This is a genomic window from Streptomyces sp. NPDC045026, assembly GCF_056432625.1.
In genome coordinates this window covers 230774-245397 of sequence record NZ_JBWKIS010000009.1, presented here as the reverse complement: position 1 = coordinate 245397, position 14624 = coordinate 230774, and the positions used below count along the sequence as shown (strand labels likewise).

The 14624-nt window shown below is 71.2% G+C and carries 13 protein-coding genes; 1 reads left to right on the top strand and 12 read right to left on the bottom strand.

Annotation, left to right across the window (positions count from 1 at the left end; translation table 11 throughout):
- Window positions 1–139 precede the first annotated feature (139 nt).
- A complete protein-coding gene (locus AC07EJ_RS21685; RefSeq protein WP_478884741.1) occupies window positions 140–1294 on the bottom strand; it encodes a maleate cis-trans isomerase family protein in 1155 nt (384 codons plus the stop codon).
- Entirely contained in the window at window positions 1291–2532 is a 1242-nt protein-coding gene (locus AC07EJ_RS21680) for an MFS transporter (RefSeq protein WP_389482358.1), read from the bottom strand. Before AC07EJ_RS21680 ends, AC07EJ_RS21685 begins: the two co-directional genes overlap by 4 nt.
- A 235-nt stretch (window positions 2533–2767) precedes the next feature.
- Here AC07EJ_RS21680 and AC07EJ_RS21675 point away from each other — a divergent pair, with 235 nt between their 5' ends.
- Window positions 2768–3448: a GntR family transcriptional regulator gene (locus tag AC07EJ_RS21675; protein WP_393581815.1), complete on the top strand. Its 681-nt coding sequence runs from the start codon at window positions 2768–2770 to the stop codon at window positions 3446–3448.
- Here AC07EJ_RS21675 and AC07EJ_RS21670 read toward each other — a convergent pair.
- The 10 genes from AC07EJ_RS21670 to AC07EJ_RS21625 form a co-directional block, all read right to left on the bottom strand.
- On the bottom strand, window positions 3442–4899 hold the full coding sequence (locus tag AC07EJ_RS21670) for an amidase (protein ID WP_389482363.1): 1458 nt from the start codon (window positions 4897–4899) through the stop codon (window positions 3442–3444). The two genes, AC07EJ_RS21675 and AC07EJ_RS21670, sit on opposite strands and share 7 nt — an antisense overlap.
- A 26-nt stretch (window positions 4900–4925) precedes the next feature.
- A complete protein-coding gene (locus tag AC07EJ_RS21665; RefSeq protein ID WP_393581814.1) occupies window positions 4926–6254 on the bottom strand; it encodes a purine-cytosine permease family protein in 1329 nt (442 codons plus the stop codon).
- Window positions 6255–6387: 133 nt separating this feature from the next.
- Window positions 6388–6900, bottom strand: coding sequence for a hypothetical protein (locus AC07EJ_RS21660; RefSeq protein ID WP_389482369.1), 513 nt, complete (start codon window positions 6898–6900; stop codon window positions 6388–6390).
- Between the two features lie 91 nt (window positions 6901–6991).
- Entirely contained in the window at window positions 6992–7780 is a 789-nt protein-coding gene (locus AC07EJ_RS21655) for an SAM-dependent methyltransferase (protein WP_389482371.1), read from the bottom strand.
- A gap of 66 nt (window positions 7781–7846) precedes the next feature.
- A complete protein-coding gene (locus AC07EJ_RS21650; RefSeq protein WP_478884740.1) occupies window positions 7847–9292 on the bottom strand; it encodes a hydrolase in 1446 nt (481 codons plus the stop codon).
- 175 nt (window positions 9293–9467) lie between these two features.
- On the bottom strand, window positions 9468–10340 hold the full coding sequence (locus AC07EJ_RS21645; protein WP_478884739.1) for a MurR/RpiR family transcriptional regulator: 873 nt from the start codon (window positions 10338–10340) through the stop codon (window positions 9468–9470).
- Between the two features lie 165 nt (window positions 10341–10505).
- Window positions 10506–11720, bottom strand: a complete 1215-nt coding sequence (locus tag AC07EJ_RS21640; RefSeq protein ID WP_478884738.1) for a M20 family metallopeptidase — start codon at window positions 11718–11720, stop codon at window positions 10506–10508.
- Window positions 11717–12469, bottom strand: coding sequence for an amino acid ABC transporter ATP-binding protein (locus tag AC07EJ_RS21635; protein WP_389482611.1), 753 nt, complete (start codon window positions 12467–12469; stop codon window positions 11717–11719). Before AC07EJ_RS21635 ends, AC07EJ_RS21640 begins: the two co-directional genes overlap by 4 nt.
- Before the next feature lie 8 nt (window positions 12470–12477).
- Window positions 12478–13443, bottom strand: coding sequence for an amino acid ABC transporter permease (locus AC07EJ_RS21630; protein ID WP_389482379.1), 966 nt, complete (start codon window positions 13441–13443; stop codon window positions 12478–12480).
- A 2-nt stretch (window positions 13444–13445) separates the two neighbouring features.
- A complete protein-coding gene (locus AC07EJ_RS21625) occupies window positions 13446–14393 on the bottom strand; it encodes an ABC transporter substrate-binding protein (RefSeq protein ID WP_389482381.1) in 948 nt (315 codons plus the stop codon).
- Between the last annotated feature and the right edge of the window lie 231 nt (window positions 14394–14624).

Here is a 14624-nt window from a genome sequence, read left to right as displayed (position 1 = left end):
GGGTCTGGTGCGTGCAGCTGCAAGGCGGAGGATTGAGGCGACGCGATGGGGGTCCCCCCTGCTCGAGCGAAGCCGAGAGCTTGGGGGAGTGCGTGCCAGGCCCCGCGAGCCCGGCATGATCCACACGAGAGGCCCTAGGTCACAGGGCGGTACGGATGCGGGTGACGGCGTCGTCGAGCGCGGCGGTGGCGGTGGGCGTCCAGTCGCGTTCGGCCAGGCTGTGGACGGAGATCCAGCCGGTCATGGCTCCGCCGGTCTCCACGGGGGCGAGCATCTGGGCCCGCACGCCGTAGACGTCGACGAGGGCCTGCGGCGGGTGGGGGTCCGCCTGGAAGTGGGGCTGGATCAGAGGCTTGCGGTGGTGTTCGAGCCACGCGACGGTGTTCAGGTTGCGCTGGTCGAGTGAGGCGTCGCGGCGAATCGGGCGGACGCCGGGGCGCAGCGCCTCTCCGGCGGTGCGGTCGACGTGGAGGCCGAGTCCGGGCAGGTCGACGCGGAACGTGGTGCGGTCGGCGCCGGTCGCGGCGAGGAGGCCGGTCAGGGTGTCCTGGATCAGGGCCCGCAGGCTGCCCGAGCGCAGCAGGTCGCCGTGGCCGGTGAGCCGGGGTGCGGCGCCCGCGAGGTCGAGGGCCTTCCAGAGGGTGACGGTGACTGAGTCCAACACCGGTATGCGCAGGGCCTGTTCGAGCCGTTCGGCCTCTTTGGCGCCGTGGACGTTCGTGCAGAGGACGGCCACGGCATGTGTGTCGCCCTCGGCGGCCCGTTCGATCTGCCGGGCGACGTCGGCGGCGGGGATGCGGGCGAAGGCCTCGTTGTCGTCCTCGCCGAACGGCTCCGCGAAGGAGCACGCGAGCCCCTCCTCCGCATACGTGTCGACGATCCGCTCGCACACGTCGCGGGTGTAGGGCAGGGCGAGTCCGAGCTCGGTGACGCCGTACGCGGCGCAGGCGTCGAGGAGGGCGAGCGTGGAGGTGGTGGCGGGGATGCCGGTCTCGGCGGTGATCGCGGCGGCGAGTGCGCGGTCGTGGTCGATGCCGAGCCAGGAGCCCGAGGTGCCGTTCCACGCGATGACGTCGACCTTGGCGTCGGCGAGCTGCCGGGCCGCGGCCAGCATCGGGGCCGGGTCGAACTGGGCGTCACTGTCCCCGTCGAGGGCGATCCGGGTGACCGGGACGCGGGCGAAGTGGGCGGTCGCGACATCGGTGCCGTGCAGGAGGGCGTAGGTCTCCGGCTCGAGGGCGATGTTGGACGACGGGGTCAGCATCCCGAGGCGGGGCGGCGTGTGACTGGTCATCGGGTGGCGAGCCTCCTGGAGTAGTCGATGACGAGGGACGAGACGGTGAACAGGACGCCGGCGCCGACGAAGTAGAGCAGGGCCCAGGTGTAGGAGCCGGTGCCGCCGACGATGAATCCGACGGCGATGGGCGTGACGATTCCGGCGATGTTGCCGGAGAGGTTCATGGCGGCGCCGACGACGCCCGCGTTGGCCCGGCCGCCGAGGATCGTGGGCAGGGACCAGTAGAGGCCGGCCCAGCGCAGGAAGAAGAGCACGACGGAGAGCAGCGCGACCGCGGTCAGGGCGTCGGGCACGAGGACGACGCCGAGAAGCCCGGCGACGACGGCGGCGCCGGCGATGCCCATCAGGGTGCGCATCACGCGGTTGGCTCCGGCGCCGGTGGCCTGCCAGCGGTCGGAGATCCAGCCGCCCGTCAGCTCGCCCACGAAGCCCGCGCCGAAGATGGCGAGGGTGGACCAGCCGATGGTCTTGATGTCGAAGCCCTTGGTCTCCGAGAGGTAGAGCGGGCCCCAGGTGAGGATGCCGTAGAAGACGCCGTTGAAGCCCATCCAGCCCAGGCACATGCCCCAGAACGAGCGGTACTTGAGGTAGGCGCCGAGGCGGGCGCGCCGGTCGGTGCCTGCGGTGGCGTCCTCGGCGGCGTGGGCGCGCTCGATGTAGTCGGCCTCCGCCGCGTTGACGCGGCGGTGGGCGCGCGGGGTGTCGCGCAGGAACCACAGGGCGAAGCAGCCGATGGCCGTCGTGAGGACACCGGCGACGACGAAACTGATGCGCCAGCTGCCGGTCCAGGCGATGAGTCCGGAGATGGCGATGCCGCCGAGTGCGGAGCCGAGCGGTGCGCCGCCGTCCATGAGGACGGCGCCGCGGCCGCGTTCCTTCGCGGGCAGCCAGTTGGCGTTGAGCTTGCCGCCGGCGGGCATGACCGGCGCCTCTACGGCGCCCAGGAGCAGGCGGAACCCGAGGAGGGAGCCGACGCCGGTGGCCGCGCCGGTGAGTCCCGTCGCGACGCCCCATCCGACGCAGGCGCCACCCGCCATGTAGCGGGGCCCGAAGCGGTCGATGAGCCAGCCGCTGGGGATCTGCATCAGGGCGTACGTCCAGAAGAACGCGCTGAGGACGAAGCCGGTGACCTCTTTGGAGAGGTGGAGGTCCTCGGTGATGAGGGGCAGCGCCACGGAGACGGACCCGCGGTCGATGTAGTTGAGGGCCACGACGGCCAGGAGAAGGACGAACACTTTCCAGCGGGTACGGGTGGGCCGGGCGGCGGGGGCGGGCCCCGCGCCGGCCCCGGTTCTTTCGTCTGTGCTGCGTACGGGGTTGACCTGCGACATGGCGGACCCTCGATTCGGCGGACTTCGGGTACGTGCTGACGTGCAACTTCCGCGCTATGGCATACCAAACAATGAAGGGAACCCCAGGGCCCCGTCAAGCGTTTGGTATACCGTAAGGGCAACTTTTCGGGGAGGACACATGACACAGGGCCAGACCCGGGACGCCACGTCCCAGAGCGGGACGGGGTGGCTGCGCGACCAGGTCTGCGAGGGGATCCGCGACCAGATCATCGGCGGCCGGCTCAAGCCGGGCGACCGCCTCGTCGAGCGGGACGTGGCCGAGGAGTTCGGCGTCTCCCGCATCCCAGTGCGCGAGGCCATCCGCATCCTGATGAGCGAGGGGTTCCTCCAGGCCCTCTCCCCGCGGCGCATCGTCGTCAAGGAGCTGTCGCGCCAGGACGTGGCGAACCTCTTCGACCTGCGCGAGGCCCTGGAGGTGCTCGCGGCGCGCCGCGCGGCGGAGAACGCGGACGAGGCTCAACTCCGCCAGCTGAAGCGCCTGTTGGAGAGCGCCCGCAAGGCCACGCTCGCCGGGCGCCCCGAGCGCGTGTCACGCGCCAACACCGCGTTCCACCACCACATCGTCGAGACGGCGGGCAACGAACTCCTCGCCGCGACCCTCGAACCCCTCGAAGGCCGCCTGCGCTGGCTGTTCCACCAGATCGACGACCCCACGTCGGTGTGGGAGGAACATCGCCGCCTGTACGAGACGATCGCCGCGGCCGACCCCGAGGCGGCGGCCGCGTGCGCGCTCCGGCATGTGCGCCACTACAGAGAGGTGGCGCTGCGCCTCCTGTTCGAGGCGCCCGACACCTACTGAGCTCCGAAGCCGACCGGCCAGCGGTGGGCCCATGGCGCCGCCCGCTCGAACGCCGCGGCGGCGCGCAGGACTTGGGCGTCGGCGAGGTGGCGGCCGACGATGTGCAGCCCGACCGGCAGACCGTCCCTGGTCCATCCGGCGGGGACGCTCACCGCGGGCTGGCCCGTCAGGTTGGCGGGGAACGTGAAGCCGGTCCAGGCCGTGTCGGCGACGGCGCGACCGTCGATGCGCTCGGGCCCCTGGACGCCGATCTCGAAGGGCGGCACCGCCGCCGTCGGCGTGACGAGCAGGTCGTACGTGGACATGAGGCGCGCGGTCCGGTTCACGACCGACTTGCGGACCATGTTGGCGTCAGTGAACTCCTCCGCTGTCCAAGGGCGTTGCATCATCGCCACGAGGTGGGGCGACATCCGCTCGCCGTGCCGGCCAACGAGGCGGCGCATACCGGTCAGGTCGGTCTCGGCGGCGATGAGCGCCGCGAACGCCTCGGCCGGGTCGTCCCAGCCGGGGTCGACGGCGTCGACACGGCAGCCGAGGTCCTTCTCCAGGACGGCGACGGCCTCACCCACGACGCGCCGCACCTCCGGGTCGACGGCAAGATAGCCGAGGTCGGCGCTGTAGGCGACGCGCAGACCGGCGAGGTCGCCCTCCTCCTGCTGCGCGGCCCAGTCGACGTCGCCGCACGGGACGGAGTGCCGGTCGCGCGGGTCGGGGCCGGCGAGCACGGACATCATGAGGGCGGCGTCGGCGACCGTGCGGGTCAGCGGGCCGATGTGCTCCAGGGACTCCCAGCCGGAGACTCCGGGATACCGTTCGTCGCGGCAGCCGGGCCACACCGGGACCCGGCCCATCGCTGCCTTGAACCCGACGAGCCCGCAGTGCGCGGCGGGCACCCGTACGGAGCCCCCTCCGTCGGAGCCGAGCGCGACCGGGCCGAGGCCCGCGGCGACGGCGGCGGCCGACCCGGCGCTCGAACCGCCGGTCGTGAGGGCGGTGTTCCAGGGGTTACGGGTAGCGGGAAAGACCGGGTTGTGGCCCACCGCGCTGTAGCCGAACTCGGTGGCGTTGGTCTTGCCGAGGACGACCGCGCCCGCGGCGAGGACGCGTTCGACCACGATGTCGTCCTCGTCGGGCACGAAGTGCTCGTAGGCGACGGAGCCCGAGGTGGTGCGGATGCCCCGGGTGGTGATCAGGTCCTTGACCCCGATGGGTACGCCGGCCAGCGGGCCGGGGTCCTCGCCGCGCGCCAGGCGCTCCGCGATGCGGCGGGCCCGTTCGCGTGCCTGATCGGGGACGGGGGTGCAGAAGGCGTGCAGGGTGGTGTCGAGGTCCGCCATGCGGTCGAGTGCCGCGTCGACGGCCTCGACCGGCGATACGTCCAACTTCCGTATACGGGCGGCGAGTTCGGTGGCGGGCAGGCGGCAGAGCTCGTTGCGGGCGGCGCGGTCCATGGGTGGGTCCTCCTCCGGCGTGCGGGTCAGGCGGTGCGGAGCGCGAGCGGGGCGGCCAGACGCTCCGAGATCACGTACACACCGCAGGCGACAGCCATGCCGATGACCGCGTCCACCGAGCCCGGCAGAAGGTAGTGGGCCAGCGTCGCGGCGCAGGCTCCCGCCGCCCAGGCGGCGAGGGCGGACGGGCGCAACGCGCGCGGCGCCCGCCCGGCCGTGCGGCGGCGCAGGAACACCTGGTCGGCGATGAGGACGGCGCCGATGGGCGGGACGAAGATGCCGAGCAGGTTCAGCCAGTCGAGGAAGAGGCTCCAGACACCCGTCAGCGCCGCCGCGAGTCCGATGGCACTGAGGACGACCGCGAGCGGGCGCATCCGCAGCGGCGTGATCGCGGACCAGCCGACGGCACCGTTGTAGAGGCAGTGCGAGGCGACCGAGCCGAGGTTGACGAAGACGAACAGCACGGCGACGGCGGTGAGGAGCGGCCCGTGGCCGGTGAGCAGGCCGAGGAATCCACCGCCGTTGACCGCGGGGTCGACCGCGCCGCCGACGGCCACGACGAGCCCGCCGATCAGGTACGAGACGCTGTTGGCGAGGGGGAACGCGCAGCTCGCGGCGGCGACGGCCGCCCTGCCGCTCCTGGCCCACCGCGTGAAGTCGGCCGTCATCGTGCCCGAGTCGGAGAACCCGGCGACGACGATGCTGGTCGCCGCGGCGAAGGACAGGGTGTGCCCCGCGCCGTCGTACGACAGGGCGGAGCCGAGCGAGGCGCCGCCCTCGCCGAGCGCGAACCAGACGGCGACGCCCGCGAGGACGACGAACAGCGGGGCCGCGATCAGGCCGATCAGCGCGAGCGCCCGGATCCCGATGACGGTCAGCACGGTGTAGAGGGCCCCGCCGGCCAGCGCACCCAGCAACGGCGCCCAGCCCAGGGCCTCTTGGAGTGTGGTGCCACTCAGGCCGATCTGGAACGAGTACCAGCCGATGACGACCGTGGAGAGGAACCCGGCCGGGATGCGGCTGCCCAGGGTGCCGAACGTGCGGGCGGCCTGGTGGGAGAAGTTCTCTCCGGTGCGGCCCGCCAGCCAGCTCAGGGCGCCGACGTAACCGAAAAGCACCAGGTTGCCCAGCAGGATCGCGGCGGCTCCTCGCGCGAAGCCGAGGTTGAAGACGATGACACCGCCGAACACGGCGTTGCCGAGGTTCATCGGGAAGCCGAACCAGACGGCGGACACCGACAGGAGTGAGCGGCGCGCGTGCGGGGGCACGGGCTCGTGCTCGAACTCCTCGCCCAGCGGCCCGCCGTCACTGTGCGGCGGCCGGGCGGCCTTGCTCGCGGTCGTGGTGGTGGTCACGGATCCTCCCCGGAAATTTGGTATACCGTCCTGTCGCTTGGACGGTAGGTTCCGGGTGTTTCCGTCGTGGACACGATGCGTTACGGGAACGGGACGCCTGCGCCGGTGCGTCAGGGCCCGCGCGGGCTCGCGGTCAGTGCCCCGCGAGCAGCTTCACCCCCACCACGCCGGCCCCGATCACCGCGTCGACCACGGCCGCCAGGCTCGACGCGAGCAGCCCGCCGCCCATCCGGCGGCCGCCCTCGAAGCCCCAGGCGGCGAGGCCGGCGAGGCCCACGCCGGCCGCGATCCACAAGGCGGTGTTGAGGTCGACGGCGCCGGTCGCGGACAGAGCGTCCATCACGAGCGGGCCCGCCGCTGACGACAGGAGAGGGCTGCTGACGTACAGCATGTGCCGCGCCTCGGCGCGCCCTGGGAATCGCTGGTGCACGACGCGGTGCGACTGCACGTCCGCCACCAGCGTGGCCAGCCACAGGCCGACCGCGGTACCCGTCACATAGGCGGCAGCGGTCCAGTGTCCGGTGTCCGGGTTCTGCGCGAGACCCACGACCACCGCGAGCATCGTGATCGCGGCATAGATGCGCTCCTTGAGCCGCTCGCGCAGGGTGCTGAGCAATTCCCCTTTTTTCTCCACATTCACAGCCATGCGCGAACGATAAATTGCGCGAACGACAAATGCAGCGCCCGCCGGGAGGTCGCTCCCGCCGGACGCTGCACCGGTGTCCGCTGTGAGGTGCCTACGGCTTGCGCGCCACCGCGGCGTAGATTCCGCCGTTCTCCGCCCGCGGTGCGTCCGTGCCCCGGAACCAGTCCGTCGCCGTCACCAGGCCCGGCTCCACGAGTTCGAGCCCCTCGAAGAAGCGGCCGACCCCGTCCCGCGAGCGGAACCCGAGCTCGATCCCGCCCTTCGCGTACTCGGCCGTCACCTGCGCGGACAGCTCCGGGAAGATGTCGGACGACGCATGCGACAGCACGAGGTGACTGCCGGAGGGCAGCGCTTCCACCAAGGTGGAGACGATGTCGTACGGCTCCTGCTCCCCGGGCAGGAAGTGCATGAGCGCGATGAGTGAGAGCGCGATCGGCCGGTCGAAGTCGAGGAGCTTGCGGGCGTGGTCGAGGATCTCCCCGGGCGCGCGCACATCCCCCTGGACGTAATCGGTCATGCCCTCGGGGCTGCTGACCAGCAGGGCCTCGGCGTGCCGCAGCACGATGGGGTCGTTGTCCGTGTAGACGACGCGGGACTCGGGGCGGATCGCCTGGACGATCTGGTGCAGGTTCGGCGAGGTCGGGATCCCGGTGCCGATGTCGAGGAACTGGTCGACACCGGTGCCCGCCAGCCACGCGACGGCGCGGTGCATGAACTCACGGTTCTGGCGCGCCCCGTCCCGTGCCTGGGGCGGCAGTTGCTCCCCCACTTCCTCGTCGACGGGATAGTTGTCCTTGCCGCCGAGGAGATAGTCGTAGACACGGGCCGGGTGGGGCTTGCTGGTGTCTATCCGGGGGCTGGATGGTGTCTCTGCCGTCATGACCGTGCAGTCTGCCACAGCAACTCGCTTGTCAGTACGGATGGTTGGCGGGTGACCTGCGGCCGGTCAGCTCACACTGACCGACGTGTCGTCGACGACGAACGACGTCTGGAGGGTGGACCCTTCCGTGCCGGTCAGCTTCACGGCCACCGACTGCCCCGCGTACGCGCCCAGGTCGAACTTCTTGAGCGCGTAGCCCGAGGCCGCGTCGAGGTTGGAGTACGTGCCCAGCGTCGACAGGACCGTGCCGCCACTGTTGAGGACCTGCACCTTGAGCGTGTCGTACGCCGTAGTGGTGGTGGTCTCGGCCGTGTCGATGTGGAGGTAGAGGCTGAGGGTGGCCGCGCAGCCGGTAGGGATGTTCACCGTCTGCGAGAGGGTGTCCGTGTGGGCTGAGCCGTAACCGTTCAGCCATGCCTTGTAGGTGCCGGTGCGGGCGGGTTCGCCGGTGTCGTCGGTGATGACGCCGCTGGAGGCGGTCCAGCTGGTGCTGCCCGACTCGAAGCCCTGGTTGCCGAGCAGTTGGGCGGCGGTGCAGGTGCCGCCGCCTCCCCCGCTGCTGCCGGTGGCTCCGGAGAGCCACTCGGTGGCGTTCAGGGCGAGCGCCGCGTTCGTGCCCGCGGGGTCGTTCCAGCCGTCGTAGAGCGTGTTGCCGGACTGGCCCGTGCCGTCGTCGATCGGGGAGCTGTCACCCCAGAACGCGACGCGGCCGCTGCCGAACGTGCTGGTGGCGAAGAAGGCGCCCGTGCTGCCGGAGGAGCCGGTGCGGTAGACGAGGCCCTTGACCGAGGAGTTGTCGGCCGGCTTGAGCGTGGCGGTGGTGCCGCTGCGGATGATGCTGCCGCCGACCTTGCCGAACGACCCGTTGATGACGGGGTCGGTGGTCGAGGTGATGGCCTTCGGGTCGTCGGTACTGATGCTCAGGGTGTCGACGGAGAAGCCGAACGGGTCGGTGGAGTCGACGGAGTTGCCGGTCATGAGGTCGTTGACGACCTCGACCGCGTCGTTGCCGTCGTTGTTGCGGTCCGCGCCGGTGTGGTCGGAGATGAGGAAGAGGCCGCCGCCGTTCTGGACGAACTTCATGACGGCGGTCTTCTCCGCCGCGCCGAGCAGCACGTTCGGCTCGGGCAGCACGAACGTGTCGAAGTTCTTGAGGTCCAGGGCGGACGAGGTCCCGTAGGTGATGGAGTTGCCGGCCGGCAGTGTCTTGAGCGCGTAGTCGCCGGTCTTCCGGAGGCCCACGCCCCATGCGGAGAGCGCGCCCGTCCAGTCGTTCTCGGCGGACGGGGTGGCGTCCTGGCCCAGCGGGTCGGGCTGGCTGGTGCCGACGATCCAGTCGGCGTTGCCGGCGGTCTCGGCCTTGGTGTTGTCGAAGAGCACGCGGTGGGGCGTCGCGGCGGCGGACGGGGTGGCGGCGGTGGCTGCCTGACCTGCCGTCACACCGGTGAGGAGCATTCCGAGGACGGCGGCCGCGCAGGCGACGCGGCGGCGGGGACGTCTGGATCCGAGCATCCGTCATACCTCCGTGAGGGGTGGGAGAAGGCGGTGCGGGCGTCGAGTCTGCGCGCGTAGAACATCGACGGTGAAGAGGGAGGACCACGCGTGATTGAACAGTACATGGCAACCCGGTGCCCCAACAGGGCATCGCGGGCCGACCGTCCGCGTCACCGCGGGCCGATGCCCGGCATCACTGCAGGCCGATACGCCGCGCGATCTCCTCGGTGTGCCGCAGGCGCGCCGCCGCGTCGTCGCCGAGGGCCGCGACGACTCCGGCGACGACGGTCTCGACCACGGCGAGGGTGGGCACGAAGCTGTCGTACGGCGACGGCGTCGTGACCAGGCTGGGCAGCACGACCTCGGCGTGCGCGGAGACCGGGGAGAGCCACCTGTCGGTGAACAGGATGACCTTCGCACCCTGCTCCAGGGCGAGTTGGGCCATGGTGACCTTGTCCTGCTCGTAACGGCGGTAGTCGAAGACGATCAGGACGTCGCGGCGGGTGAGCGCGCCGAGTACCGCGGTCCGCTCGACGTCGCCCTCGGGCAGGAGCCGGATGTCATCGCGCAACTGCATGAGGTGCAGCCCGAGGTACTGGGCGAGAAGATGCGTGAAGCGGCCGCCGGCCAGCGTGATGCGCCGCTTGCCGTCGGCCAGGAGCGAGACGGCGTGTTCCAGGTCGTGCGACGGGAGTTCGGTGAGGGTCTGGGCGACGGCGGAGCTGAACAGCCGACCGGCCTGCCCGAGAAGGGACGCGTCGCCGTCCGCCGCCTCGTCGGTGCGGGCGCGGCCGGCGGATTCGTACAGGGACAGGGGCGACGCGTTGCGTTCGTCGAGTTCCTCGCGCAGGGCGGTCTGGAAGTCGGGGAAGCCGCGGTAGCCGAGCCGGTTGACGAAGCGGATGACGGTCGGGGCGCTGACGCCCGCCCGCTCGGCGAGGACGGCGACGGTCTCGAAGCCGGCGGAGGGGTAATTGGCCAGGAGGACGCGGGCGACCTTGCGCTCGGCAGGGCTGAGGTCGCCCAGCTTGTGCCGGATCACGTCGGCGAGTGCGCCGGAGGCCATCGCGGGTTCCTTCCTCGGTCGTCGGCGGGCGTGGGCCCGCGGGCCGAGCCTAATGCCGATCTTCGGAGCTGTGGTCCCGACCGTCGCCGCGCCCCGTGGCCACGACGGGAGCTCCCGCACCGGGCAACGGCGCGATGAACCGGTGCGGGAGCGTCGGGGGCAGCGTCAGTCGCTGCGGCTGTCGCCGAGATCGGCGATGAGAGAGGCGAGCAGGGCGACCCGGGCCGGGACCGTACTGACGTCGAGCCACTCCTCGGGGGTGTGGTCGGCGCCACCGACCGGTCCCAGGCCGTCCAGCGTCGGGACCCCTGTGCCGGCGATGGTGTTGGCGTCCCCCACGCCGCCCGTCGCCGTGGCCCCGAAGGACAGGCCCAGGCGTATGCCGATGGCCTTGGCCCGGTCGAACATCCGGCGGGAGGCTTCGGTAGCCTCCATCGGCGGGCAGGATTCGAGTTCCTCGACGGTGACGCGGGTACCGGGGACGACGGGCCGCGCGGCGGCCTCCTGGATGGCGGCGGTGGCGTCACGCATCCCGCTGTCCGTGGCCGAGCGGATCTCGACGAGGAGTTCCGCGTCGGGGCAGACGATGTTGAAGCGGCTGCCCGCGCGAACGACGCCGACGTTGAGGGTGACGCCCTCCCACATGCCGTTCAGCGCCTGGATCGCGATGACGAGGTGGGCGGCGGTCAGAGCCGCGTTCGCTCCGCGTTCGGGTTCGATGCCCGCGTGTGCGGCGCGGCCGGTGACGGTGAGCCTGAAGTCGGCCACGCCCTTGCGGGCGATGACCAGGTCGCCGTTCTCCCGGGCGCATTCGAGGGCGAGGGCGTAGTGCGCCCCCTCGGCGGCCCGCCGGGTGACCGGTCTGCTGGCGGGTGAGCCGATCTCCTCGTCCGGCGTGGCGAGGAAGACGAGTTCCGCGTAGTCCTCGACGCCGGCCCGGGCGAGGATCTCGAGGGCGGCCAGTCCCGCGACCAGGCCTCCCTTGTCGTCGCTGACACCTGGTCCGTGGGCGAGGGATCCGTTGAGGGAGAAGGGGCGTTCGGCGGCGGCCCCGTCGTCGAAGACGGTGTCCATGTGCGCGGCGAGCAGGATTCTGCGGCCTCCGTCGGCGACGGCGAGGCGACCTTGTCTGCGCCCGATGAGCACGTCTCCGGTGCGGTGTCCGTGGGTCGGCGGCAGCGGGACGCGTTCCACGGAGAAGTCCAGACGCTCGAGGCTGGCCCGGACCAGGTCGGCGACCCGGTTGACGCCGTCGGAGCTGTACGAGCCGGAGTCGATCGCGACGAGTTCGGCCAGGTCTTCGAGGTACCGCGGCTGGTGCGCGTGGGACAGGGCCAGCAGCGCCTCGTCGAGGGGCTGCTGCCGGGGCGGGGCGCTCACAGGACCTTCGAGAGGAAGGCGCGGGTGCGCTCCTGCTCCGGTGCGGCCAGGACCCGTCGGGGGTCACCGGATTCGACGACGACGCCTTCGTCCATGAAGACGGCCAGGTCCCCGACTTCGCGGGCGAAGCCGATCTCGTGCGTGACGACGACCATGGTCATACCGTCGTCCGCGAGCCGGCGCATGACGTCAAGGACGTCACCCACGAGTTCGGGATCGAGTGCCGACGTCGGTTCGTCGAACAGCATCAGCTTCGGTTTCATGGCGAGGGCGCGGGCGATGGCGACGCGCTGCTGCTGGCCGCCCGAGAGCTCGGCCGGGTAGTGGCCCTCCCGGTCGGCGAGCCCCACCTGGTCCAGCAGAGCCCTCGCCTCGTCGCGGGCCTGGTCCCTGGCGGCGCCCGCGACCTTGACGGGGGCTTCCATGACGTTCTCCAGGGCCGTCATGTGCGGGAAGAGGTTGAACCGCTGGAACACCATGCCGATGTCGCGCCGCCGGGCGGCGACCTCGCGCTCACGCAACTCGTGGAGGCGGGTGCCCTGCGGCCGGTAGCCGACCGGTTCACCGTCGACGGAGAGGCGGCCCCCGTCGGTCTTCTCCAGATGGTTGATGCACCGCAGGAAGGTGGACTTGCCGGACCCCGAGGGCCCCAACAGGCAGCACACCTGGCCGCGTTCGACCGTCAGGTCGATGCCCTTGAGGACCTGGAGCTTGCCGAAGTGTTTGCGCACGCCCTCGGCGTGCACCATGGGCGCGTTCAACGGCCCGCCTCCTTCTGTGTGCGGCCGCGCAGGGCGGTGAGGGATCCGGCGCAGAGGCGCCGCAGCGGGGAGACCGCAGCTCCGCGGGCCGTGCCGCGCCCGTAGCGGCGTTCGAGCCACGCCTGCGGGACGCTCAGGACGCTGACCAGAGCCAGGTACCAGAGGGACGCCACCACGAGCATGGGGATGACCTGGTAGTTCTGCCCGTACACGTCCTGGATGTTGGACATGAGATCGTGCGCCGCGATCACCGACACGAGGGCGGTCATCTTGAGCATGTTGATCGTCTCGTTGCCCAGCGGCGGGATGATCACCCGCATCGCCTGGGGCAGCACGATCCGCCGCATGGTGAGCGCCGGGCGCATGCCGAGTGAGTGGGCCGCCTCGGTCTGTCCGGCGTCGACGGACCGGATCCCTGCGCGGACGATCTCGGAGGCGTACGCGGCCTCGTTCAGGCCGAGCGCGAGCAGGGCGGCGACGGCCGGGGTGAGCAGGGTGTTGGTGTCGGCCTGGAAGAAGGTGACGCCGGTGAACGGGATGCCGACCATCACGTGCTGGTAGAGGGCTCCGGCGTATCCCCAGAAGATGATCTGTACGAGCAGCGGGGTGCCGCGGAAGACCCAGACGAACAGCGACGAAAGGCCGTACAGGACCGGGTCGTCGGAGAGCCGCATGACGGCGACGAGGGTGCCGAGGACGAGGCCGAGCGTCATCGCGGCGACGGTCAGCCACAACGTGGTGGCCAGACCGTCGAAGATCAGCCCGGCGAACAGGTAGTGGCCGACGACGTCCCAGTGCAGGTTGCCGTTCTTCGCGAGCGAGCCGACGAGGCCGGCCAGCGCGGCGGCCGCGGCCAGCGCGGAGATCCAGCGGCCCCAGCGGCGGACGGGGACGATCTCGAAGGCGTCGGATGCGGGGGTCTCGCCCATGCGCGGCGTCCCCATGGGGGTGGTGGTGGCCATCTCTAGTCCACCGCCGCGTTCTTGGTGGCTTCCTTCACGGCGATGGAGGCGACGCCGTACTTGTCGCAGATCTTGGTGAGGGTGCCGTCGTCGATCAGGGCCTGGAGAGCCCGCCGGATCGCGTCGGTCAGTTGCGGAAGTTGCCGGGAGACCGCTATGCCGTTGGGTGAGGCGCGGTAGCCTGCCGGCGCCTCGGGGTCCTCGGCCAGGTCGAAGGCCTTGCCGTCGTCGGCGGTCTTGGCCGACCATCCGGCGGCGGGTTTGGTCACGACCTCGGCCGTCACCTTGCCCGAGCGCAGGGCGAGTTGGGCGTCCGAGTCCTTGGGGAAGGTCTGGATGTCGGCAGCCTTCCGGCCGGCCGCCCTGCACGTTGCCTGGTGGGCCTCGAGCAGCTTGTACTGGTTGGTCGCCGCCTGGACGCCGACCTTCCTGCCGCAGAGGTCGTCCAGCGTGCTGATCTTCGCCGGGTTGCCCTCGGTCACCAGGATTCCCGAGCCGGAACGCGAGTAGTCGACGAAGTCGACGACCTTCTGCCGCTCCTTGTTGTCGGTCAGGGCCGACATCGCGGCGTCGAACTTGCCGGCTTGGAGGGCGGGCACGATGCCGTCGAACTTCGTCGGGGTGAAGGCGAACCTGACGCCGAGCTTCGCGCCCAAGGCCTGGCCGAGGTCGTAGTCCAGGCCGGTCAGTTCGCTCTCCCCCTCGGTGACGAACATCGCGAACGGCGGGTAGGGGACGTCCGTGGCCACGCGCACGGTGCCCGCCTTCTTGATCCGCTCGGGCAGGGCCTCGTGCAGTGCCGCGTCCCGCGTGACCGTGGCCCCGGCGATCTTGTCCCGGGACGCCGGCTCAGCCCCGCCGGAGCCGCTCGAGCCGCAGCCGGAGACCACCGCCAGAGCCGTGCAGGCCAGCACGGCTGTCGCCCCGCGGCGGGGCACAGAGATGTACATCAACGTCGTTCCCTCTCGGACGTCCGAAGCGCGCGGAATCACCGCCGCCGACGTCCCAGAAGTTACACATCAATGTTCACGATGGCTAGATGTAATAGACGTTACATACCTGGTTCGCGCTCGGGGAGGTATCTGTTCCGTGTCTCATCGACAGGCGCGAGGCCCGACGCGCCCCTCAGTACCCGGGCGGAGGCGACGTCGAGGCCGGCCGGCCGGGCGCGCAGGTCCGAC